This is a genomic window from Maricaulis sp., from assembly GCF_015665295.1.
Lineage (GTDB): Bacteria > Pseudomonadota > Alphaproteobacteria > Caulobacterales > Maricaulaceae > Maricaulis.
On sequence record NZ_JADFAJ010000001.1, the window covers coordinates 246,220 to 269,838 of the forward strand.

The 23,619-nt window shown below is 64.7% G+C and carries 15 protein-coding genes; 7 read left to right on the forward strand and 8 right to left on the reverse strand.

Going from position 1 to position 23,619, the window contains the following annotated elements; all coding sequences use genetic code 11:
• Window positions 1-7: 7 nt before the first annotated feature.
• Both QZZ02_RS01220 and QZZ02_RS01225 read right to left on the reverse strand, forming a co-directional pair.
• A complete protein-coding gene (locus QZZ02_RS01220; RefSeq protein ID WP_291841727.1) occupies window positions 8-2,872 on the reverse strand; it encodes a M16 family metallopeptidase in 2,865 nt (954 codons plus the stop codon).
• Window positions 2,873-2,963: 91 nt separating this feature from the next.
• On the reverse strand, window positions 2,964-4,823 hold the full coding sequence (locus tag QZZ02_RS01225) for a dipeptide ABC transporter ATP-binding protein (protein ID WP_291841729.1): 1,860 nt from the start codon (window positions 4,821-4,823) through the stop codon (window positions 2,964-2,966).
• Window positions 4,824-5,063: 240 nt separating this feature from the next.
• On the opposite strand from QZZ02_RS01225, the gene QZZ02_RS01230 reads away from it, so the two are divergent.
• Window positions 5,064-8,492, forward strand: coding sequence for a PAS domain-containing protein (locus QZZ02_RS01230; protein ID WP_291841731.1), 3,429 nt, complete (start codon window positions 5,064-5,066; stop codon window positions 8,490-8,492).
• A gap of 6 nt (window positions 8,493-8,498) precedes the next feature.
• On the opposite strand, the gene QZZ02_RS01235 is transcribed toward QZZ02_RS01230, so the two are convergent.
• Genes QZZ02_RS01235 through QZZ02_RS01245 form a run of 3 tightly spaced genes read right to left on the reverse strand, consistent with a single transcriptional unit; the run spans window position 8,499 to window position 11,880 of the window.
• Complete coding sequence (locus QZZ02_RS01235; protein WP_291841732.1) at window positions 8,499-9,734, reverse strand: ABC transporter permease; 1,236 nt, start codon at window positions 9,732-9,734, stop codon at window positions 8,499-8,501.
• Window positions 9,731-10,411, reverse strand: a complete 681-nt coding sequence (locus tag QZZ02_RS01240; protein WP_291841734.1) for an ABC transporter ATP-binding protein — start codon at window positions 10,409-10,411, stop codon at window positions 9,731-9,733. Before QZZ02_RS01240 ends, QZZ02_RS01235 begins: the two co-directional genes overlap by 4 nt.
• Window positions 10,411-11,880: an efflux RND transporter periplasmic adaptor subunit gene (locus tag QZZ02_RS01245; protein ID WP_291841735.1), complete on the reverse strand. Its 1,470-nt coding sequence runs from the start codon at window positions 11,878-11,880 to the stop codon at window positions 10,411-10,413. Before QZZ02_RS01245 ends, QZZ02_RS01240 begins: the two co-directional genes overlap by 1 nt.
• A 186-nt stretch (window positions 11,881-12,066) precedes the next feature.
• On the opposite strand from QZZ02_RS01245, the gene QZZ02_RS01250 reads away from it, so the two are divergent.
• From QZZ02_RS01250 to QZZ02_RS01260, 3 genes are read left to right on the forward strand one after another with little or no spacing between them, the layout of a single operon-like run.
• On the forward strand, window positions 12,067-12,384 hold the full coding sequence (locus QZZ02_RS01250) for a hypothetical protein (RefSeq protein ID WP_291841736.1): 318 nt from the start codon (window positions 12,067-12,069) through the stop codon (window positions 12,382-12,384).
• A 4-nt stretch (window positions 12,385-12,388) separates the two neighbouring features.
• Window positions 12,389-13,504: a helix-turn-helix domain-containing protein gene (locus tag QZZ02_RS01255; RefSeq protein WP_291841737.1), complete on the forward strand. Its 1,116-nt coding sequence runs from the start codon at window positions 12,389-12,391 to the stop codon at window positions 13,502-13,504.
• A 54-nt stretch (window positions 13,505-13,558) separates the two neighbouring features.
• Window positions 13,559-14,095, forward strand: coding sequence for a hypothetical protein (locus tag QZZ02_RS01260; RefSeq protein WP_291841738.1), 537 nt, complete (start codon window positions 13,559-13,561; stop codon window positions 14,093-14,095).
• A gap of 71 nt (window positions 14,096-14,166) precedes the next feature.
• Here the strand turns inward: QZZ02_RS01260 and QZZ02_RS01265 are convergent, their stop codons facing one another.
• Window positions 14,167-14,637 (reverse strand): hypothetical protein, encoded by a 471-nt coding sequence (locus QZZ02_RS01265; protein WP_291841739.1) that lies wholly within the window; start codon window positions 14,635-14,637, stop codon window positions 14,167-14,169.
• Between the two features lie 194 nt (window positions 14,638-14,831).
• On the opposite strand from QZZ02_RS01265, the gene QZZ02_RS01270 reads away from it, so the two are divergent.
• The 3 genes from QZZ02_RS01270 (at window position 14,832) to QZZ02_RS01280 (ending at window position 19,839) form a co-directional block, all read left to right on the forward strand.
• On the forward strand, window positions 14,832-16,514 hold the full coding sequence (locus tag QZZ02_RS01270; RefSeq protein WP_291841740.1) for a hypothetical protein: 1,683 nt from the start codon (window positions 14,832-14,834) through the stop codon (window positions 16,512-16,514).
• Between the two features lie 139 nt (window positions 16,515-16,653).
• A complete protein-coding gene (locus QZZ02_RS01275) occupies window positions 16,654-17,001 on the forward strand; it encodes a zinc ribbon domain-containing protein YjdM (RefSeq protein WP_291841741.1) in 348 nt (115 codons plus the stop codon).
• A 105-nt stretch (window positions 17,002-17,106) separates the two neighbouring features.
• The gene (locus QZZ02_RS01280) at window positions 17,107-19,839 is read left to right on the forward strand and encodes a pitrilysin family protein (protein ID WP_291841742.1); all 2,733 of its coding nucleotides are present in this window, start codon (window positions 17,107-17,109) and stop codon (window positions 19,837-19,839) included.
• Between the two features lie 788 nt (window positions 19,840-20,627).
• Here the strand turns inward: QZZ02_RS01280 and QZZ02_RS01285 are convergent.
• Window positions 20,628-21,407, reverse strand: a complete 780-nt coding sequence (locus QZZ02_RS01285; RefSeq protein ID WP_291841743.1) for an SDR family oxidoreductase — start codon at window positions 21,405-21,407, stop codon at window positions 20,628-20,630.
• Window positions 21,408-21,692: 285 nt separating this feature from the next.
• Window positions 21,693-23,522: a translational GTPase TypA gene (typA, locus tag QZZ02_RS01290; protein WP_366511481.1), complete on the reverse strand. Its 1,830-nt coding sequence runs from the start codon at window positions 23,520-23,522 to the stop codon at window positions 21,693-21,695.
• Window positions 23,523-23,619: the final 97 nt, after the last annotated feature.

A 23,619-nucleotide genomic window follows, 5' to 3' on the forward strand; every position in this document is an offset into this window, starting at 1 on the left:
CTGGGTGTTATTCGGCGTCACGCGGCAGGATGGTGACACGCCAGGTGCGCTCGGGCGAGAGGTAGGTCGCAGCCAGCCCGACCAGATCCTCACGGGTGACCGCCTCGTAATCGCTGCGGATCGTGCGAATGCGGTCGAGGCGCTCAGGATGGGCCCAGGACTGGGCCAGCCAGGACATCCAGGCACCATTATTCTCCATCGCATTCTCGATCTGCTCGAGCATGGGACGGCGGGCCCGCAGGACTTCGTCCTCGCTGATCGCACCGGAGGCGAGATCGGCCGCCAGCTCATTGATCGCAGCATAGGTCTGGTCGACGGTCTCGATCCGGACATCGGCGCCGACATAGAGATAGCCATAATCGGGATAGACGTCCGACTCGGAGGCCGCATTGGACGCCGAATAGGTCAGCCCCTCACGCTCGCGCAGGCGTTCGGTCAGCTTGAGATCAAACACCGCGTTCAGCAGGGCCATTGCGCGGGTACGGGCCGGATCGCTGTCGTCAAAGGTCGGCCAGTAGACATTGGCACGGGCCTGGTTGGCCGGACCGTTATGGCGCAGCACGACCGGATCGGCGACCGCATCAGGGAAGACGATCGTGCGTGCCTCATCATAATCGGGCCAGCTGTCGGCGCGGGCCGGCAGGGCGCCCAGCGTCGGGGCCAGCGCCCCGATCAGGTCTGCCTCGGAGACATCGCCGACAATGGTGACCTCGATCGGCGCCCGCTCCAGCGCCGGCGCGAGGAAGGCTTCGATCGCCGCCATATCGACACCGGCGACCTGTTCCGGATCGGGCAGGCCATAGCGCTCATCGCCGGAGCGGATCAGGCGCGAGACTTCCGCGGACATCACGCCGCCCGGTGTGGAATAGGAGTTGCGACGGATTTCCGGGATCAGGGCCTGGAACTGGTCCAGCCCCTCCTGGCGCCAGCCCGGATCGGTCAGGAAGGCGGTCAGCAGGTCCATCTGGACGCGCAGGTCACCGGGCGTGGTTGCCGTGTTGAAGCTGAAACTGTCATCACCGACGCTGAAGCTGTAGCCGATATTGCGACCGGCCAGCACCCGGCCAAGATCGTCGGACGAGTGCTCGCCGAGACCGGCGGCGGTGAAAACCGAGCCGGCAATAATATCGACCGCCGGCATGGCGCGCGGCTCGAGCTCGCCGCGCCCGAAATCGAGACGGACACGCACAGTGCGATCCTCGAACCCGGTCGGCTTGAAGGTGACGGCCACACCATTCTCGAATTGCAGGCGAACCAGGCCGAGATCAGCGATTTCCTCGCGCGAGACAATCGTCCCCGCCGTCCCGAAGTCGGTATAGGCAAAGCTCAGATCGCCATGGTCTTCGGGGGCTTCGACCGGCTGGCTGGCGCTGGTCTGCCAGGCGTCGACCAGACGGGTCTGGGCATCATCCATTTCCACCGAGGTAGCGAGGAAGAGCAGCGGCTCGACATCCGCCCACTGGGCACGGAAGGCTTGACTGACCGCCTCCGGCGTTACCTGCGGCAGGGTTTCCTCGAAACGCTCCAGCATGGATTGCGGTGTGGTCAAGACCTGGTCGGAACGCCAGTTCGACCAGATCTGGTCAGACAGGTTGGCGGTCTGGCGGGTACCGGCCTGCTCCGCGCCATCCCGTAGGGCGGTGTGGAGATTGGCGATCTGTTCGTCGAGTTCGGCCTGGGTGAAACCATGCTCGATCGCGCGCCGCAATTCCTGCTCGACGCTTGCAACCGCCTCTTCCCAGCGGTCCGGGCGCGCAATGGTGAGGACACTGGCGCGGTCGGCGACGCCGAAATCCGTGCCATGATTGGCGGCGGCCTGGATCAGCGGCGAATTGCCGGCACTGGTGAGCGTGGCGAAACGGCGACCGAGAATGGCATCGCCGATATTGGCCAGATTGTTGTCGAAGCGCGCCGCCGCACTGTCCAGCACGGTCTGGTGCGGGCGTACGGCGTCAACGGTGAAGATTGTGTAGAGTTCAGCATCGAAGAAATATCCTGCCGAGATCGGACGGTCGTCGGCGACCGTGCCGATTTCCGGGTCGGGCCTCGGATTGTCGATACCGGTCCAGTCGGCAAAACTGGCTTCGATCTGGGCGATGGCTGCGGCCGGATCAATATCGCCGACCACGACAACCATGCCGCGCTCGGGCGTGTAATAGTTTTCATAGTAATCGACAAAACGGTCGCGCTGCGCCGTCTCAAGCACTTCGGTCGTGCCGATTGCGTCGCGATCAGGGATCAGCGTGTCGGGCAGGCGGAAACGCCACAGCGCATTGTTCCAGCGCCGGATCGGCGTGTTGCGGACCCGCTCCTCGGACAGGACAACGCCGCGTTCGCGATCAATCGCTTCGGGATCCATCAGCAATTCGCTGGCGGTCTGCCGCATCAGGAAGAGCGCCGTTTCAACCGCCTCGTCGCCGGCATCCGGCAGGTCGAGCTGATAGCCCACCGTCTCATAGCCGGTGAAGGCATTGGTATCCGGCCCGAACTGCAAGCCATAGCGCTCGAGCAGCGGCACCATCTCGCCCTCGGGAACCTCCGTCGACCCGTTGAAGGCCATGTGTTCAATGAAGTGGGCCAGGCCCCGTTGATCATCCGCCTCCCCCAGCGACCCCATGTTGAAGACCATGCGGACCGAGGCGACATTCGGCGGCGTCTGATTGGCCCGCACGGCGTAGCGCAGACCATTGTCGAGCCGGCCGTAGATGATGTCCGGGTCAGCCGGCAGGTCGGTGACCTCGTGCACGAAGGCATAGCCGGTCGGCAGCGCTGGTGCATCCGAAGCCGCGTCCTGGGCCGGCTGGCAGGCCGCCAGCCCAAACACCAGCGCCAGCGCCGCAACGCTCATTCTCCAGCCGTGTCCAACCGTCATGCCAATCTCCCATGGGCGCGTATTCGGGGCAAAACCTAGTGTCCACCGGACCATTGTCGAGTGAATTAGCGGCAAGTTGCGGGTTGTGTGATCAGCCGGTTACCCGATCGAACGGATCATGCTCGGCGACCCAGTGACCCGTCTCGACTTCCATCAGCTGCGGGCGGTATTGCTCGGCATCGGCATCATCGATCAGCTTCGACTTCATGAAGCGAAGCTGGGCACGGGTATCCATCGGCGATGGCAATTCGCCGTCCAGCTTGACGCGGACGCGCGCCTTCTCCACGACCGGATCCGGCACCGGCACGGCCGAGATCAGGGCCTGGGTATAGGGGTGGCGGGCATCCTCGTAGATCTGGTCGCGGTCAGCCAGTTCGACCACCCGGCCCAGATACAGCACCATGACACGGTGGGAGATCTCGCGGACGACCGAGAGGTCGTGCGAGATGAAGATCATCGACAGGTCCATTTCCTGCTGCAGCTTGATCAGAAGCTCGACAATCTGGGCCTGGATCGACACATCGAGTGCGGAAACCGCCTCGTCGCAGATCACCAGCTTGGGCCGCAGGATCATGGCGCGGGCAATGCCGACACGCTGGTTCTGGCCGCCGGACAGCTCATGCGGATAGCGGTTGATCATGTTCGGATCGAGACCGACCTTCTCCATCATCTCCTTGACCATCGCCTCGCGTTCCTTGCGGCCCATCGCCTTGCGGAAGGTCAGCATCGGCTCTTCGATCGAGGCCCCGATCGTCATGCGCGGGTCGAGCGAGGCCAGCGGGTCCTGGAAAACGATCTGGAATTCTTCACGCGCCTTGCGCAGCTCGTCGCGCTTGAGACCGAGCAGATCGCGACCGATCCAGGACACCGCACCGTCCTGGGCCGGAACCAGTCGCAGGACCGCCCGGGCCAGGGTCGACTTGCCGCAGCCGGACTCGCCCACCACGCCCAGCGTCTCGCCGGGCTGCAGGTCGAAGCTGATCCCATCGACCGCGCGCAGGGTCTTGTAGGTCGGACGCAGACCGCCGGAAACCTGGATCGGGAACTGGACCTTTACATTCTCGACCGAGAGCAGCGGATCTGCATCGGCCTCCCCGGCGACCGGCTTCAATGTCGTGTGACCCGGCCGGTCGGGCCGGTCGAGCCGCGGCATCGCGTCGAGCAGCATGCGGGTATATTCGTGCTGCGGATTGGCAAAGATATCCTCGATCTTGCCGCCTTCCACATAGACGCCATGCTTCATCACCTGGGCCCGGTCGGCCATGCGGGCGACAACGCCCATATCATGGGTGATCAGGGCCAGTGCGGCACCGGTTTCGCGCTTCAGCTCGTCCATGATGTCCAGCACTTCGGCCTGCACGGTCACGTCGAGGGCAGTTGTCGGCTCGTCGCAGATCAGCAGATCGGGCTCGCATAGCATCGACATGGCGATCATGACCCGCTGGCGCATGCCGCCGGACAGCTCGTGCGGATACTGAACGAGGCGGCGCTTGGCCTCGGGGATGCGAACCCGGTTCAGCCATTCCAGCACCCGGGCCTCGGCAGCCTTGCCGCGCATCTTCATGTGAATGCCCAAGACTTCCTGCATCTGGTCGCCGACCGTCATGTGCGGCGTCAGCGAAGTGAGCGGGTCCTGGAAAATCATCGTCATCGAGCGGCCGCGCACGCGATTGAGCTTGCTCGCCGGCAGGCCGAGAATTTCGGTGTCGCGGTATTTGATCGAGCCGGTCGCCTTGCCGTTGGACGCCAGCAAGCCCATCGCCGCGAGGAAGGTCTGGCTCTTGCCCGAACCGGACTCGCCTACCACGGCCAGGCATTCGCCGGCATTGATCTCCAGCGAAACGCCCTGGACAGCCTCGACCACCCCGTCCGGGGTCTGGAAGTCGACATTGAGATCGGACACCCGGAGAATCGGGACCGAACCGGACGTGTGTTCCTGCGTCTTGGGCACAACAATACTCCCCGAATACTCGATGACGGGGGAGCATATCGACACAATGGCGCAAGGCCAGCCTCGTTCTCATCAACAACTGCCCGGGACTCGCAATGTCTTTGCATGGCGCGCGCGCTGTTCAAATGCTAAGTTTCCGCCAAATCAGACCTTTTCAATCGATACCGGGCGCGCGCAAAGTGCCGGTTCAGGGTCTTGCACGAGGTGACGAATGAGAGACAGCGCGGGAGCATTGGCGCCATGACCGCCCGGTCGGCCGACATGCAACGCGCACTGTTTGCCAGTTCGCCGCTTGCCATTATTGAGCTGGATGCCCGCGGCCTCATCTCTGCCGTCAATGCTGCGGGCTCGGACCTGCTGGGCTATGACCGGGCCGACCTGTCCGGCAAGCGGGCCCAGATCGTCTTCGCTGATGCCCGCTTCTACGACCGGCTGGAAGCTGACCGTTTCGAAATCCCCGAGAGCCTGTCGGAAGGTCGCTTCACCGCGCGCTACCGGACTCGCAATGGCCGTATTTTTGATGGCGAGACTGTCGCCGCCCGCTCGACCGGTCCCGGCGCCTTCGGGACGGGCACCCTGCTCTTCATCCGCGATGTGACGGCAGAGCTGTCGCTGAAAGCCAAGCTGGAAGCCAGCGACATCCAGCTGCGCGCCGCCCTCGCCTCAGCCAATGAAGGGGCCTTCTCGCTCAATCTGGTCACCCGGCTCGGGTCAACGCGCGGCTTCATCAACGAATTCCTCGGCATCTCCAGCGCCGACGCGACCATTTCACTGGAGCGCTGGCTCGAGATCACGGCACCGGAGGATCGCGAGCGGTTGTCGGGCGCCATAGAAAGTCTGCGCGCCCATCCGACCCGACCGCTCGACATCGTCTTCAAGGCACAGCGCGCGGACGAGGCCTGGCGCTGGCTGCACATGCGCGGCAAGGTCACCGAATTCACCCGCGAAGGGCATGCGCTGAGGGTGTCCGGCGTCGTCGCCGACACCACGGAACGGCAGGCGCTGGAAGACAAGCTCGCCACCCGCGAGCGGCAATTGGCCGATGCCATCGAATCCGGATCGAGCGGGGCCTGGGAACTGGACCCGGTCAATCGGCGTGTCACGCCGATCGGGATGATCCGGGCCATGCTCGGCCTCGAAGACGAGCCGCAGCAGATCGATACCAAGATCTGGCTCGACAGCATTCACGAGCAGGACCGGGCGGAACTCCAGCGCCAGGTCACAGCCCTCGCCGACGGCAGCCGTGACACGCTGGAAGCGGAATATCGCATCCGCGACGTCCGCACCGGCGGCTGGACCTGGCTGCGTTCGCGCGGCAGCGTCAAGCCAGATAGCCAAAGCCGGGTGGCGGCCGGTGTCCTGGTTGACGTCACGGAACGGAAACTGCTCGAAATCAAGCTGACAGAGACCGAGCGCCTGATGCGCGAGGGTCTGGAAGGTGCCAATAACGGGGCCTGGAGCCTTGAGATCGGAAGCAGCCAGCTTCGCGTGTCCGGCCTCCTTTCGCGCCTGCTCGAGGTTGAAGATGGCGGGACGGTCCTGCTTGACGACTGGTATGCCCTTTTCCCCAAGGACGTCGCACCGGTCGCTCGAGAACGATTTGGCGCATTCACGAGCCAGACGCGCAACCAGCTCAATGCCGGCGCCAGCCACAGCCTGGGCCGGTTCCGCGTCATCGGACCGGACAGTTCGGAAGTCTGGCTGCGCTCGCGCGGCCGGATCGTGGAATGGACCCCGGAAGGAAAGACGGCGCGGGCGGCCGGTATTGTCAGCAACATTACCGAGGAACGCCGCCTCGAGCGCGCCCTGGCCGAAAGCGACCGCCGCCTGCGCGAAGCGCTGCTCGCCGCCAGGGAAGGCGCCTGGCGCATGAATCTGAAGACCCGGGTGGCCGAGGTCAGCGCTATCATCGCGGCCATGATGGGCCTGCCCGCCGGCGATGCCCGCGTAACTTATGATGACTGGGAAGAGCGCGTGCATCCCGACGATATCGAAATGGCGCGCGACGCTTTCCACGCGCTGCGATCCGGCGCCCGCGATTCGATCGATCTCGTCCTGCGCTACCAGTCTGAAACAACGGGATGGGTCCGCATCCACAATCGCGGCCGGGTCTCCGAACGCGACAATGCGGGAGCGCCGTCCGTGGCGACCGGCTTCATCGCCGATATCACCGAACGTCTCGCGACCCAGGAAGCGCTGGCGGATCGCGAGCAACAACTCTTCCAGGCTGTGACCGCGGCTGCGCTGGGTACCTGGCGGATCGACCTGGTCGCCCGGACCATCAATCTTCGCGGCACGATCGTGGCCGAATTGTATGGCGACGAGGAAAGCCGCACCATACCGCTCAGCGAATGGCGCGAGCGCATCCACCCGGCTGACCTGGCCGCCGTTGACGCCGCCGTTGCTCACATTCTGACCAGCCCGAACGTCCAGGCCGACGATCAGTACCAGCTGCGCGACTGGAATGGCGAATATGTCTGGCACCGCTCGACAGGGCGCATCGTCGAGCGCGATGCGGCCGGCAGGCCGACCGCGGCATCAGGCGTGCTGTGGAATATCGACGCCACCCGTCGTCTTGAAGCCATGATGGGCGAGGAACGGGCCCGTTTCGAGCGCATTTATCGCGCCACGCCCGCCATGATGCACACCATCGACAGCGAGGGATATATCGTTGAGGTCAGCGACTTCTGGCTGTCCTATCTCGGCTATACGCGTGCCGAAGTGATCGGTCGGAAATCGGTGGAGTTCCTCGATCAGGAATCGCGCCAGCGCGCCGCCGCCATCGAGCTGCCAAAACTCTTCCGGGTTGGCGCGAATATCAACACGCCCTATCGTTTCCTGCGCAAGTCCGGCGAGCCGATCGACGTCCTGTTGTCGTCATTCCTGGAGCTGGACCCCGACGGCAAGCCGCTGCGCAGCTACGCCGTCCTCACGGATGTCTCCGAGCTGCGCGCCGCCAATGAACAACTCGAGCGGACCAATCGCGAACTCGACCGTTTCGCCACCGTCGCCTCGCACGACCTGCAGGAACCACTGCGCAAGGTGGCGGCCTTTTCCTCGCTGGTGAAGCGGCGCTATTCAGACAAGCTGGACGAGGATGGAGCGCGCAGTCTCGACTTCCTCGCCGACGCGGCCCAGCGCATGCAGCGTCTGATCCATGACTTGCTGTCCTATTCCAAACTGGCCAGCCAGCCGATCAATCTCGGCGATGTCGATACCGCGGCGCTCGCCGCCGAGGTCATCGACCAGCTCGAGACGACAATCGGCGAGAACAATGCGAAGATCCTGACCCGCAATCTCCCGGTAATCCTGTCAGACCGGATCCTGCTGACCCAGATCCTGCAAAACCTGATTGCGAATGCGGTCAAATACCGCGGTGAAGCAGACCCCGAAGTGACGCTCGACGCCGTCGAGACCGAGAGCGGCTGGACCTTTACCGTCGCCGATAACGGGATCGGCCTGGACATGCGCTTCGCCGAAAAGATTTTCGCGCCTTTCCAGCGCCTGCACACACGCGAAGAGTATGCGGGCACCGGGATCGGCCTTGCTGTCGTGCGTCAGGCGGTCGAACGCCTGGGCGGGACGATCCGGGTCGAATCAGAACCGGACCGGGGCTCGCGCTTCATATTCAACCTTCCCAAAACACCGCCGAAGCCGCGCCAGGACTAGCGTGCACTATTCGAAGCGCAAGGCGTCGATCGGGTTCAGGCGTGAGGCGCGATGGGCCGGGTAGAGACCGAAAAACACTCCGACGAAGGCCGACGCCCCGATCGCGATTGCGACAATCACCGGATCGATGACGATTTCGAGTTGTCCGACTTCAGCATAGATCAGCGTACCGCTGACCCCGACCACCAGTCCGGCTAGGCCGCCGATCACGCACAGCACGATACTCTCGATCAGGAACTGGTTGCGGACATCGGCGCGACGCGCCCCGACCGCCAGTCGCAATCCGATCTCGCGGGTTCGCTCGGTCACCGAGACCAGCATAATATTCATGATCCCGATCCCGCCGACCAGCAGAACAATGCCGGCGCCGACGGCAAGCAGCAGGCCGAGCTGGCTTTCCGTCTCGTTGCGGGCCCGGATGAACTCTGCCAGTGATCCGACCGCGAAATCATCCTCGGCACCGGGCTGGATATCACGCCGGATGCGCAGCAGATCCTCGATATCGGCAATCACGCGCGAGGTCGATTCACCCGGCGCGATATCGGCATAAATGGTGGAGACGGCATCGCGCACGGTTACACTCATGCCGGCACCGAAGCGTTGCCGCACCGTCGCGAGTGGCGCAAAGACGACATCGTCCTGGTCCTGCCCCCACGAGCTTTCGCCCTTGGGTTCCAGCGTGCCGATGACCTCAAAGGGCTGGCCGCCGATGCGGATCGACTGGCCCAGCGGGCTTGCACCGTCGAACAGTTCACGGATGATGGTCTGCCCGATGACGACATAACGTCGCCCGCCGGTATCCTCGGCGCCCGAGAAGGCCCGCCCCTCGTCAATGACCCAGCCGCGGGCCGTGAAATAGTCGGGATTCACGCCCTGGATACGCGAGGTCCAGTTGATGCCGCCAAAAACCAGAGTGGTGCTGGCGGAGACTTCGCCGGATACGCCGGACAGGCCGGCGATCTCGTCACGGATCGCGGTGACATCGCGATCGGTCATCGGCTCTGCCGAGCCGGCGCCACCGCGGCGGCCGCCAAACATGGACGAGCCCGGCCGGATGATCAGCAGATTGGCACCGAAGCTGGCAATCTGTGCCTCGACGGCTTGTTTGGTCCCTTCGCTGATCGAAACCAGAACAATCACCGACGCGACCCCGATAATCACACCGAGCATGGCCAGGGCGCTGCGCAATGCATTGATGCGCAACGCCGTCAGTGCAACCCGGAGCGAGGCAAGGGCGTTCATGATCGGTCCTCCACGATGACACCGTCCCGGAAGATGATCTGGCGGCGGGCATGATCGGCCACTTCCTGCTCATGAGTCACGAGAATGACGGTGATGCCCTCGCGATTGAGCTGGTCGAAGATCGCCATGATGTCCTCGGACGTCCTGGTGTCGAGCGCGCCGGTCGGCTCGTCAGCGAGCAGGATTTTCGGATCATTGACCAGGGCCCGGGCGATGGCGACGCGTTGCTGCTGGCCGCCGGACAATTGTGACGGGTGGTGGTCGGTGCGCTCGCCCAGACCGACCTGTTCGAGCCGTTTCATCGCCCGCGTCACCCGCTCACCGTGCGGCAGGCCGGAATAGACCAGTGGCAGAGCGGCGTTTTCAACGGCCGTCGTGCGCGGCAGCAGGTTGAATTGCTGGAAGACGAAACCGATCGTGCGATTGCGAAAGCGCGATACAGCATCGGGCCCCAGCGCCCGCACATTCTCGCCGGCAATGCGCAGCTCACCCGAGCTGGGCTGGTCGAGCGCCCCGAGCAAATTCATCAGGGTCGACTTGCCCGAGCCCGACGCCCCCATGATCGCGACATACTCGCCCGCCTCGATATCCAGCGTGACCCCGTTGAGGGCATGCACCGTCTGGTCGCCCATCGTGTAGGTCTTGACCAGGTCCCGGCACTCAATCAGCGCCGGCATTATTCACGGACCTCGCGGGCGCGGGTGATGATCGCCTCGCCGGCCTCGAGTTGACCGCCGACCACTTCGGTCTTCTGGGTATCATTGATGCCCACCCTGATCCGGCGCTCCGCCAGCGTGCCATCGTCCTCGAGGACCCAGATCGTCACCGACCGGGTTTCGCGCATCTCGCGCTGGATATCGCGATAGCGGGCCATCTGTTCCGGCGTGAAAACACCCTGCAGCTCGCGGGTGATCTCGGCCTGGGCCGCTTCGCGGTCGAAGCTTCCGCCGGACTGGGCCTGCGCCGCCATGCGCCCGAACACGGACCGGAAAATGGTGCCGGCCCGCTCGGTCTGGTCAGGGGTGAGATCGAGGCGCTCGGCCATCTGGGCCATCGGATTGCCACCACGCCCGCCACCGGGGCCGCCACGTCCACCGCTGCCGCCGCCTGCGCCGGTCTCGACCGGACGGGTCCGGCCTTCAAGCGCTGGCGAGGGCCGGAAGCGCAGCGACGAATTGGGCACGGTCAGCACACCGGTCCGCTCGCCGGTGATGATGTCCATGTTTGCCGTCATGCCGGGCAGAAGACGCTGACCCGGATTGGCGGCGGAGACCACCACCGTGTAGGTCACGACATTGTTGAGAATCTGCGGTGCGAGGCGGATCTGGTCGACCACGCCGGTCAGTTCGAGCCCCTGATAGGCGTCGACCGTGAAGGTGACCGGCTGACCTTCCGCGATCTGGCCGATATCTGCTTCGTCGACCTGGGCATCAATCTGCACCTGGCCAAGATCCTGGGCGATGGTGAACAGGGTCGGCGCCGACAGGCTGGCGGCGACGGTCTGGCCTTCATCAACCGCCCGGTCGACGACGATGCCATTAATCGGGGCGCGGATCGTGGTCCGTTCAAGGTCGATCTGCACGCCTTCCAGCGTCGCTTCGCGCTGTTCCAGGACGGCCTGGGCATTGCGGATCTGCGCGTCGGACACAGCGAGATTGGCCTGCGCTGCCTCATGCCCGGTCAGGGCCGTGTCGAGCGATGACTGGGCCGAGATGCCGCGATCGAACAGGGCCTGGATGCGTTCATATTCCTGCCGCGCCGAGCGGGCATTGGCTTCGGCGGTCAACCGGTTGGCGCGCTGCAGGGCCAGGGTCGCAGCGGCCGTGGCGCGATTGGCTTCAGCCTCGCGAATCCGGGTCTGGTAGGTTTCGGGATTGAGCTGCGCGATGACCTGGCCGGCTTCGACCGTGTCATTGAAATCGACATAGAGCGCTTCAATCTGACCGGACAGTTGCGAGCCGACCTCAACCGTCACCAGGGCCCGCACGGCACCTGAAGCGGACACGATGCGGCGCACTTCGCCCTCGCTGACCGTCTCTGTCTCGATCACCACTTCGCCGGAAGCCTGATCGCCTTGCGACATCCACCACCAGCCGGCCGCGGCCAGCACCACAAGTCCGGCCACCGCCATCCAAATACGCTTCATCGACATCATGTCCGTCAACCTGCCCCCGAGCCGTCCGTTCCTGTGACACGATCCGGTCGCCCCGATCCGTCGCTTCCGTCGCCACAGCTGTGCATCTAGTTCACCGTGCTCCGGCGTCTACCTGCGCATGTAGCGCGCGACGGGTGTAAAGGCTAATGAGGAATAAGCGTGCCGGAGTGACGACAGATGTTTGAAGAGATCAAAGCCCTGCTCGGCCTGCCCGGCATGGCGCTTGCCCTGTCGTTTGCGCCTTGGGTCTGGGGGGTGATCTGGATCTTCATCACCGTTTCGCTGTGGCGCGGCGGGTTTGTCGATCTGGTCGAGAAGCTGACCCGCCCCCGCTGGGCCGGACCCGAGCGCGTCCGGGCCGTCATGATGATGCCCGTGCGTGCGCTCATGCTGGCCCTGGTTGCCGCCCTGGCGGCCACCGTGACGACGCTCGGGATCGGCTTCAACACGGCGATCGTGATCAGCGTCGTGCAGGCAATCCGGGGGGGAGGCTGATCCGTTGAGCCTGCTTGCCGCCGTACAGCTCCTCGCAGCCTATCAGGGCGGCCTGCTCGCGGCCTATCTCCTGGTCCGCCGCATCTCGCCCAGCCTCGGCCTGCTCTGCCTGGTGTTCTCCGCCCACATGCTGGCCAATCTGGTCACGACCGAGGCGCGATTGCCGCCGCACGCCAATATCACCAGCGCTTTCGGCCTGCTCTATGGTCCCGGCCTGTGGCTGTTTGTCCGCGGCCTGTGCTATCGCGACGCGCGGCCGCGCTGGCGCGACCTGCTGCATGCCCTCCCGGCACTGACCGTTATCCTGCTGCGCCCGGCCGACCCTTGGCCACAACTGGCCGGACTGCCGCTGCTGGTCGGCTATCTGGTCGCCACCGGCCTGGCCCTGCGCGACCATGCCCGGCTGGCTGGCCAGGTCCGGGCCGATGACGACCGGGTCAGCCTGCGCTGGGTCCGTCATGCCTTCTACGCCTTCGTCATGATCGCAGCGCTCGACATCGCCCGTTCGAGTTTTGCAGCCCGGCTGCCCGGCCTTGATGATCCCGGCCTGGCGCTTGTCCTCATTGCGGTCACCATTCTGCTGAGCACGCTGGCTTGGCGCACGCGAACCCATGTCCGTGATCGCGGTGCCCTGTCACCGCGAAGCCTGGAGGCCGGACGGGCCGGGGCCGCCTCGAAAGGCGATGATGTCGATGCGCTCGCCGATTTTGCCCGCATTGATGCCATCGTGCGGGCGCAGGAAGTGTGGCGCGAGCCGCGCCTTTCTCTGGCCGATATCGCGCGCCTCGCCGGCGGCACGACCCGTGATGTCTCGCGGGCGGTGAATGCCGGCAGCGGCCACAGTTTTTCCGCTTATGTGAACGGCATGCGCATTGATGCGGTCGATGCGATGATGGCAGATCCGGCCTATGCGGACGCCACCCTTCTCTCGCTCGCCTTCGAGGCTGGGTTCAACTCCAAGTCCGCCTTCAACAGGCTGTACCGCGAACTGCGCGGCGAGACGCCAAGCCGCGCTTTCGCGGATGCTGCGACGGCCCGGAAACAGCGCGAGGATCGAGGAGAGGATAAGGACAAGAATCAGGGCGCTGACGTCCCGTATCCTGATCCGGGACGACCATAATCTTTCGCGCTGGCAGGCTGGGTCCATCATCAATCCGCATGAAGGACCATTCCCATGACACGCCACCCTGCCCGGCATACCCTGACCGCCATCGCCGCCCTGGCCGCGGGCCTGGGCGCCTGCGCCCTGGCCGACACCCCGGCATCGCCCGGTCCGGAACACGCCCCGTCGCCCGCAAACTTCGGGGCCAGCCTCGACGCGGTCCGCCCCCTGCTTGACGCCGCCTGCACCAGCCTCACCGTGCGCGAACTGCCGCTGGAGCAAATGCCGATTGCGACGACCAGCCACACCCAGGTCGATTGCCAGGGGCTGGACCATGCCGGCGCGCCGCGCCTGGCCGAATTCGTGTTTGCCGATGACGCGCTCGCCTTCGTCTGGGTGCTCACTGATGCCCGTGAGGCCGACGGTCTGCGCGCCGCCCTGGAAACCGTCCACGGAACCCCCAGCCACGATCTGCCGCCGGTCACGGCTTTTACCCAAGCGCGCATGGCGCTGCGCCACGACACGCCGGAATTGCTCTATTACGGCAGCCATGTTGCACCGGTATATGAAGGCTGGTTCAACCAGATGGCAGCCGGCGGCGGGCAGTAGCACGCCCCGAAAACCCGCTTGGAAACCCGCCTGCAAACCCGCCCGGCAGCCCGCCCGGAAAGCCGGTCGGGTCAGGCCGTCGATTCAAGCTTCATGAGATGGCAGTCGGCGGCGCCCGGCGCCGGCGGGAGGCTCTGCTTCAGGCCTGCCCATTCGGCCTCGAAAGCGTGTCCCGCTTCCTGGCTGCAGGCCCGGCCGCAGCCGGCGGTCATGCAGGGTCCGGCGCCGGACGCGTTCGCACACAAATGGGCCGGCGCGCCGGATTTGTGTCGCCCCCAGTGCACCAGCTCGTGCAGGCAGGTCGCGAGGACCAGGTCGCGCAGGGCAGGGTCTTGCGGGGCGGCATTCCATTTCTGCAGAAGCCCGGAGTCCAGCGTGATCGTCCCGGCATTATTGGGATCAAAACAACCGCGGGTCTGGCCCGGCAGGTCCTGAAGTCTCAGCATCGGATTATTGCCGTCCTTCAGCGCCGCTTTCACGCTGATCGCGTCCAGTTCGGTGAATTTACAGACCAGATCGATCGCGGGGACATCATTGCGCAAGGCGTGAAGTGCCGCCCCGAGACCTTCCAGGACCTGCCATTTGTTCAGATGACTGGGATGAATGAAAATCGTCGGCCTCCAAAGTGCTCGCCCCGAGAAAGGCAGGTTTGCTCCGAAAAAGCCAACGAAAGGTAGCACAGGACGCACAAACAGGCTATCGTTTCAGCCAATTGTCATGATTGGGGGGAGCGACAATGCTTCGTGGATATTGGCCCATCATCGCCGCCGGCTGCGTGCTGGTTTCCGGATGCGCAACGAGCTTCGGCGGCGAGGGCAGAAGCGGCACACCGGACACCGCCTGCACAAACCGCCCGACCGATGCACTGGCCACAATGGACGAGGCCCGAACCTGCATAGAGGCTTACCGGATTCGCTACAGCGAAGCGGCGACTGCCAACGGCGAGCAACGGCGGGGCTTGCGGGCCGCGACACTGGTCGGCTCGCTCGGCGCGGTCGCCAATGCGCTCACGGATGGTTCGGAAGGCGGAACGACAGCCCTGGGACTGCTGGCCGGCACGTCCGCAACACTCTCCCCGATTGTCGCGCCACCGGCCCGCGTGCCGATCTATCTGGACGGCCAGCGTGCCGCCAATTGCCTGTTCCGGGCCTCCTCGCAAGCCATGGATCGGACAACGAGGCTTGCGGGGGAACCCTTCACGAGTTTCGAGACGCAGGTCGCCGACCTGCAGGGGCGCCTGTCCCGGGCGCCGGAACATGTCGGCGCCAGTACGCCACTGGTGACGCGGTTCGAGGATATCCGGTCTTCCATCAACGATCTTGTGGCATTGCGCGATTCACTCCAGCTCGCCCGCAGTTCGACCCGGCTCGCCGGTGACCAGCTCATGTCCAGCCTGATTGATGTCGACCTCGCCGTACAATTGCGCCTGCACCGTGTCGATGTCTCGCTGGAAAGCTCGATCCAGGCCGCCAACCAGTCCGTCCTGACGCTGGCCGGGCAGATGACCCAACGGCCCGATCTCTTCTCTATGCCGGACCAGAACGACACCGGCAGAGGTGTCCTGAGCTCCAACCCGCTGGACCCCGCCCTGTCGGCCTGGAATCGGGAGACAAGGGCTGCACTGGTCCCGGTGACAGAGCTCGCCGCGACAGTGACGGCGCTACTGGATTCCCTCGAGGCCAGCAGTTTCTCCGGCGATGTTTCACACTGTGTCGATATGGCGGCCGGCCTGACCAGCGACGTCATCGTACTGCGCCGCCCGCCGGTCAATATCGACCTCGGAGACACCGCGACCCATACCGTGGGTCTCGATGTCGATGGCGGCAATGCGCCCTATACCGCGCAATGGATCGGATCGGCGCCTGACGGCCTGACCCTGAACATCGAGGATTCCGGATCCGGCGAATTCGAGGTCGTTGCAGATCCGCAAAAGGCCGTGGTCGGTCGCTACCAGCTTCTCCTGCGCGACGAGGACCTGCGCCCCTTGCTGGTCACGCTGCGCGTCGTCGGTACCGCGCCACCGGCCGAGCCCGAAGCCGTGACACCGGAGCCGGTGACGGGCGCAAATGCGGGCACGGAAACACCCGCTGCGCAACCCAACACACCCCTGGTCGAGAACGGAACGCCGCATGCTGTCTGCGAGGTCAAGGCCGGCCTCAGCGAACCCTTCCAGGGCATCGCCGCCGTCCAGGCCGGCATTTGCCACCAGTTCGCCACCGCAGAGGATTTCGGACAGACGCAGGGCTACACTTTCGTGATCGACGGCGCCCCCGGCTCGCAGACCGAGGCCGCGGCCCGCCTGGTGCTGAGCTGGCGCGGGCTGACCGACCCGGACGGGCTGAGCGGCGATGCCCTCTATGCCGCCGTGTGCCGCGACCTGTCGCTCGACAACTGTACGGCGGCACCGGAAGCGCCATAGCATCGGTGATCGCCCGTCGAGCCGGGCCCGGCCGCAGACTGACGCGTTGGCCCCGTACAGCGACCGCATGCCACAGTGGACCCCGACGGGCGATGGGCATCTAAGTGAGGCAATCGATCCCAGCCCGGACCTGCCGATCATGAGCGATCTGCCTGCCTGCCCGAAATGCACCTGCCAGTGGACCTACGAGGACGGCGCCCTGCTGGTCTGTCCGGAATGCGCCCATGAATGGTCCGCCGACGCGGCCTTGGCCACCGCTGATGGCGAGACGGGCCGGGTCTGGCGGGACGCCAATGGCGCCACGCTGGCCGATGGCGATACCGTCACCGTGATCAAGGACCTCAAGATCAAGGGTACCAGCCAGGTCGTGAAGGTCGGCACCAAGGTCAAGAATATCCGCCTCGTCGACGGCGACCACGATATCGACTGCCGCATCGACGGCGTCGGCCAGATGGGGCTGAAGACCGAATTTGTGAAGAAGGTCTGAGCTATCCCGAACCCCGCCCTTGCTGATCATTACGAGGAATTTAGTTAACCTCGCAGGGCCGCAGCGTCACGTTGCGCCCCATTCACGCAGAGGTGGGAGAGACTCATGCATCGTATTCTCGCGGCCAGCTTCGCGGCGGCCCTGACCTGGACAGGTCTGGCCAGCGCCCAGCTTCCCGATGTCGACATACCCTTTGAACAATTCGAGCTCGACAACGGCCTGACCGTCGTCGTGCACGAGGACCGCAAGGCGCCGATCGTCGCCGTCAGCATCTGGTACGGTGTCGGTTCCGGCTCAGAGCCGGCCGGCCGGACCGGTTTCGCGCACCTGTTCGAACACCTGATGTTCAACGGGTCGGAAAACTACAATGACGACTATTTCGGTCCGTTCGAGGATGTCGGCGCGACCGGCATGAACGGCACGACCTGGTTCGACCGCACCAATTATTTCCAGACCGTCCCGACCCCGGCGCTCGACATGGCGCTGTGGATGGAATCCGACCGCATGACCTACCTGCTTGGCGCTGTCGACCAGGAACGTCTCGATGAACAACGCGGTGTGGTTCAGAACGAGAAGCGCCAGGGCGACAACCAGCCTTACGGCATGGTCGAGTATTCCCAGCTTCGCGCCCTCTTCCCGGAAGGCCACCCCTATGCCCACTCCACGATCGGCTCGATGGACGACCTCGACGCCGCCTCGCTGGAAGACGTGCAGGAATGGTTCCGCCAGTACTACGGCGCCACCAATGCGGTCCTCGTCCTGGCCGGCGACATCAATGCCGAGGAAGCCCGCCCGCTGGTCGAGCGCTATTTCGGCGACGCCCCGGTCGGCCCGCCGCTGAACCGCATCAATGAGTGGATCCCGGAGCGTCGCTTCGACACCTCCGAAGTGCTTTATGATGACGTACCGCAGGCACGCATCTATCGCACCTGGGTCGTGCCCGGCCGCATCACCGAGGAACGCGCCGAACTCGAACTCTTCGCCACCGTGCTCGGCGGCGGACGCACCTCGCGACTGCACCAGGACTTCGTCTTCGGCCGCCAGGTCTCGACCCGTGCCGTGGCCTATGTCGAAGAACACCAGCTCGCCAGCCAGTTCCATATCGAGGTCACACTCAATCCGGGCGAAGACGTGGCTGCCGCCTCGGCCCGTATCGACGAGATCGTCGCCGAACTGCTCGCCGAAGGCCCGACCGATGACGAGCTGGAGGCCGCACAGACCCGGATCAATGCCGGTGTCGTGCGCGGCCTCGAGCAGATTGGCGGCTTTGGCGGCAAGGCTGTCACACTTGCCGAAGGCGCCCTCTATGCCGGCGACCCCGGCTTCTGGCGCACCCACCTGCAACGCCTGAACGACGCCACACCGGAGGCCATCACCGCGACCGCCAATGCATGGCTGACCACCGGTTCGCACGAAATCACCGTGCTGCCGTTCGGGGATCATGCCAGCGTCGAAACCGATGCCGACCGCTCGGCCCTGCCCGTCGTCGCATCGACGCCTGAACTGGTTTGGCCGACCGTGGAAACCGCGCAGCTTTCCAACGGCATGGACATCGTCTTCGTGCGCCGCGACTCGGTCCCGGTGGTGGAGATGCAGATGGTGTTCGACAGCGGCTATGCAGCCGACAGTGTCGAAGGCGGCCAGCTTGGCCTCACCAGCTTCACCATGGACATGCTCGACGAAGGTGCCGGCCGCATGGACGCCACCGCGATTGCTGCCCGGGCCGAAAGCCTTGGCGCCAACCTGTCGACCGGTGCCGGTCTCGATACCGCCGCGGTCACCCTCTCGGCCCTGCGCACCAATCTGCGTCCGTCGGTCGAGCTGATGGCCACGGTCATCACGGATCCGAGCTTCTCGGATCAGGACATCGAACGGGTCCGCGCCCAGACGCTGAACGGCATCCAACAGGAAATGGCCAATCCGATCGCCATCGCCCTGCGCATGCTGCCGCCGGAGATGTACAGCGAAGGCCATGCCTATTCGGTGCCCTTCACCGGTTCGGGCACACCGGAAGCCGTGACCGGCTTCACGCGGGCCGACCTGCTGGCGCACCAGACCGCCTGGCTGCGTCCGGACAATGCCACCCTGTTCATCGTCGGTGACACGACGCTGGACGAGGCAACACCGATCCTCGAGCGGGCCTTCCGCGGCTGGCGGGCCCCGTCGACGCCGCTGCCGCAAAAGAACCTCACCGAGGCCAGCAATGCGGACACCGCCCGGGTGATCATCGTCGATCGTCCGAACTCGCCGCAATCGCTGATCCTGGCCGGCCTTGTCGGCCCGTCCGGCTCGGTCGACAATCCGGAAGTCTACTCGGCCATGAATGACGCCATCGGCGGCTCCTTCTCGGCCCGGGTCAACATGAACCTGCGCGAGGACAAGGGCTGGTCCTACGGTGCCCAGACCCTGCTCTGGGGTGCCCGTGGCCAACGGCCCTGGATGGTCTATGCGCCGGTCCAGACCGACCGCACCTCGGACTCCCTGGCCGAGCTTCTGCGCGAGTTCGACGAGTTCACCTCCACCAATCCGGCCACGCCGGATGAGTTGGAGCGCTCGGTGAACAACAATACCCGCTCCCTGCCCGGCCAGTTCGAGACCTCGGCTTCGGTCCGCAACTCTCTGGTCTCGAGTGCCAATCTCGGTCGTGACTGGAATTTTCCGGCCACGCTGACCGAGCGCTACCGCTCGCTTGACCTCGACGAGGTCCGGGCTGCAGCGCAGGAAGTGGTTCAGCCCAACCAGCTGGTCTGGCTGATCATCGGCGATGCTGCGGTGATTGAGGACGGGATCCGGGCGCTGGACATGGGTGAGGTGGAAGTCCGCCGCATGGGGCAGTAAGCCGCAAGCGACGGATCACATCCGATCCGATCCGCAAGACAAGACGGGCGCCGGAGACATCTCCGGCGCCCGTTTTGCTTGCGCGGTCACAGGGTCGGCCGCGGACATGATGCCGCGTCAGACGCCCTGGCGGGACCCGGGTCCGGAAACAGGCCTCGTGCAGCATCGTACCAGAGGCCAGACCGGTATCGACATCCCGGCACCCGGCCGACACGGTCAGACGATGGGACCGCCCCGGCGGAATTGTCACGCCAGAGGGCAGACGGTTGAGGCGGTGGCTCATCGCCGAACAATCCGTCTGCACTGCCGCCGTCAGCGTGTGCCGCGATCCATTGGAAATCTCCAGCACACCGGTCGGCTCACCCGGCCTGACCAGCGGCCCGCCCGTGATAGTCTTGCAGGCCGAGACCAGTCCCACACACGCCACTACCAAGAATGCCCGCAACCAGCGCATCGCGTCCTCCCCTGTTGGAACAGGGCGAGTATCGGGCAAACGCCGGCGCCGCGTGTATCCCTTGAACGGGGGAGGACAGACCATGTCAGAAGAGACACGCCCGCGCCCTCTCAACCTTTCATGTCCTGCCGGGAGAAAGCCTCACCAGCGTCTTCAGCTCAAGGGTGAAACCGCGAAGCGGCCGCGTTGCGGACCTTGACCTGAAGAAGCTGGTGAGGCGCGCTGGCTGACAAGACATCAATGGATGTTTCCGCCCTGCGGGGCGCTCAGCAACGAAAAGGGGGCGGCCCCGTCACCGAGCCCGCCCCTTTTCAATGCGCTATGGCTTGGAGCCCTAAAACGCCCCGCGCGCCTGGGCCACACCGCCATCCACAACCAGCGTGGAGCCGACCACATAATCGCCGGCCCGCGAGGCCAGGAAGATCGCGGCGCCGGCCATGTCGGACGGCTCACCGACCCGGCCCGAGGGAACGCCCTTGGACACCATGTCGGCATGGTCGCGCGCCACCTTGTTCATCGAAGAAGCAAACGCCCCCGGCGCGATTGCCGTGACATTGATGTTTTCCTTGGCCATTTCCAGGCCCAGGCGCTTGGTCAGATGGATGATGCCGGACTTCGACGCGGCATAGGAATAGGTCTCCATCATGTTGACCGACAGTCCGTCGATCGAGGCGATATTGATCACCTTCGCCGGCTGTTGAGGCGAGGCGGCGGCCTTCAGCGCACCGTGCAGGGCCTGGATCAGGAAGAAGGGTGTCTTGACATTGAGGTCCATGACCTTGTCCCAGCCGCTCTCGGGAAACTCGTCCAGAGGCGCGCCCCAGGCGGCCCCGGCATTGTTGACCAGAATGTCGAGCTTGCTCTCATGCTCCAGGAATTTCGCCGCCAGCGCCCGCGCGCCATCGGCGCCCGAAGCATCACCAGGCAGGGCAATACAGGTGCCGAATTCGGACAGTCGCTCGGCCGTGGCCAGACATTCCGGCGCCTTGCGCGCGGTGATGTAAACCTTGGCCCCGGCCCGCACATAGCCCTCGGCAATCATCTCGCCAATGCCGCGCGACCCGCCGGTGATCAGCGCCACCCGGCCCTCAAGGGAAAACAGATTATCAAACATGGTACGGACCTCCCGCTTGGGTTTGTGTTTTGTTGCGAGAGAGGTAGCTGGTGGAAGCGCGACTGTCGAGGGTCGGGTATGGGATGCGCGGCATTCACCGGTGAAGGGCCGCCGACGCGTCTTTCCCCCGCAAGCGGGGGGCAGAAAAAGCAGAGGTCCTCGCCCGGACAAGGCGAGGTGGATCGCCCAAAGGGCGAGACGGAGGGGTGACGCCGCAGGCGGCAGGGCATAAGGCGGGACAGGTACAATTAACGCGGCGCGTTAATTGTACCTGTCCCCAGATGGCTAACCCGCCGCGCGCGAGGCTTTCTTGCGCTCGTGTTCCTTCAGGAAGGTCTTGCGGATGCGGATGGATTGCGGGGTCACTTCGACGAGTTCGTCGTCATTGATGAATTCCAGCGCATATTCCAGGGTCAGCTTGATCGGCGTGGTCAGGACGATGTTTTCATCGGTGCCCGAGGCGCGCATGTTCGTCAGCTTCTTGCCCTTGGTCGGGTTCACGGTCATGTCGTCATCGCGCGAGTTCACGCCGATGATCATGCCCTCATAGACCTCGACCGCGTGACCGACGAAGAGCTTGCCGCGTTCCTGCAGGTTGAACAGGGCGAAGCCGAGAACCTTGCCATCGATCATTGAGACCATGGCGCCATTGTGACGCTGGCCGATCTCGCCACCGGTCTTCGGCGCGTAGTGATCAAAGGTGTGGAACATCAGGCCGGTGCCCGAGGTCAGGGTGAGGAATTCCGAGCGGAAACCGATCAGGCCACGGGTCGGGATGACATAGTCGATCCGCACCCGGCCATGCCCGTCCGGCACCATGTTCTTCATGTCGGCCTTGCGCTGGCCGAGCTTTTCCATGACGCCGCCCTGATCGGCCTCTTCGAGATCGACGGTAAGGCTTTCATAGGGTTCGCAGAGCTCGCCATCGATTTCCTTGATGACGACGCGCGGACGGCCCACGGCGAGTTCAAAGCCTTCGCGGCGCATGGTCTCGATCAGGATGGACAGGTGCAGCTCGCCACGTCCGGACACGGTGAACTTGTCCGGGTTGTCCTGTTGCTCGACCTTGAGCGCCACATTGTGGATCAGCTCGCGGTCGAGGCGTTCCTTGAGATTGCGCGAGGTCACGAACTTGCCTTCGCGGCCGGCGAACGGGCTGTCATTGACCTGGAAGGTCATCGACAGGGTCGGCTCGTCGACCGACAGGAGCGGCAGGGCCTCGACATGCTCGGGATCGCACAGCGTGTCGGAGATTTTCAGATTGTCGATGCCGGTGAAGGTGATGATGTCGCCGGCCTGGGCGCTGTCGCGTTCGACACGCTCGAGACCGTGGAAGCCGAAGATCTGCTGGACCTTGCCCTTCACTTCGCGGCCATCCGCCTTGGCGACGATGACCTGCTGATTGCGGGCCAGGCGGCCGCGGGTCACCCGGCCGATACCGATCACGCCGGTGAAGGAAGAGTAGTCCAGCGCCGAGACCTGCAGCTGCAGCGGGCCGTCGAAATCGACGCCCGGCGGCGGGGTGTGGGCGGTGATCATCTCGAACAGCGGTGTCATGTCGGTACCGATCACGCCGGCCTCATTCGCGGCCCAGCCCTGCAGGGCGGAGGCGTAGACGACCGGGAAGTCGAGCTGGTCCTCATTGGCGCCGAGACGGTCGAACAGGTCAAAGGTCTGGTCGACAACCCAGTCCGGGCGGGCCGAAGGACGGTCCGCCTTGTTGATCACGACGATCGGCTTGAGGCCGCGGGCCAGCGCTTTCTTGGTCACAAAGGAGGTCTGCGGCATCGGGCCGTCGACCGCATCGACCAGCAGCAGCACGCCATCGACCATGGACAGGACGCGCTCCACCTCGCCGCCGAAATCGGCGTGGCCGGGCGTATCAACGATATTGATGTTCCAGTCGCCCCAGGTGACCGCGGTATTCTTGGCCAGGATGGTGATGCCGCGTTCTTTTTCCAGATCGTTGGAATCCATCATGCGCTCGGACACATTGGCCCGCTCGCCGAGCGTTCCGGACTGTTGCAGCAGCTGGTCGACCAGCGTGGTCTTGCCGTGGTCAACATGGGCCACGATGGCGATATTGCGCAGCTTGTCGAGGGACGCGCTCATGATGTCATTCCTGTCGTGAAAAGGCGCGCCCTCATACGCTGTGAGGGCGGAGCTGGCCAGTGCTTATTCCGTGCAGTGGCCGCGAGGGTTGGCGTGGACG

Excerpts from the sequence above, each read along its gene's own strand:
- QZZ02_RS01275 (WP_291841741.1), top strand. The coding sequence starts at position 16,654 with ATGAGCGATCTGCCTGCCTGCCCGAAATGCACCTGCCAGTGGACCTAC.
- QZZ02_RS01240 (WP_291841734.1), bottom strand. The coding sequence starts at position 10,411 with ATGCCGGCGCTGATTGAGTGCCGGGACCTGGTCAAGACCTACACGATG.
- QZZ02_RS01235 (WP_291841732.1), bottom strand. The coding sequence starts at position 9,734 with ATGAACGCCCTTGCCTCGCTCCGGGTTGCACTGACGGCGTTGCGCATC.
- QZZ02_RS01270 (WP_291841740.1), top strand. The coding sequence starts at position 14,832 with ATGCTTCGTGGATATTGGCCCATCATCGCCGCCGGCTGCGTGCTGGTT.
- QZZ02_RS01280 (WP_291841742.1), top strand. The coding sequence starts at position 17,107 with ATGCATCGTATTCTCGCGGCCAGCTTCGCGGCGGCCCTGACCTGGACA.
- QZZ02_RS01250 (WP_291841736.1), top strand. The coding sequence starts at position 12,067 with ATGTTTGAAGAGATCAAAGCCCTGCTCGGCCTGCCCGGCATGGCGCTT.
- QZZ02_RS01230 (WP_291841731.1), top strand. The coding sequence starts at position 5,064 with ATGACCGCCCGGTCGGCCGACATGCAACGCGCACTGTTTGCCAGTTCG.
- QZZ02_RS01245 (WP_291841735.1), bottom strand. The coding sequence starts at position 11,880 with ATGAAGCGTATTTGGATGGCGGTGGCCGGACTTGTGGTGCTGGCCGCG.
- QZZ02_RS01285 (WP_291841743.1), bottom strand. The coding sequence starts at position 21,407 with ATGTTTGATAATCTGTTTTCCCTTGAGGGCCGGGTGGCGCTGATCACC.
- QZZ02_RS01260 (WP_291841738.1), top strand. The coding sequence starts at position 13,559 with ATGACACGCCACCCTGCCCGGCATACCCTGACCGCCATCGCCGCCCTG.
- QZZ02_RS01220 (WP_291841727.1), bottom strand. The coding sequence starts at position 2,872 with ATGACGGTTGGACACGGCTGGAGAATGAGCGTTGCGGCGCTGGCGCTG.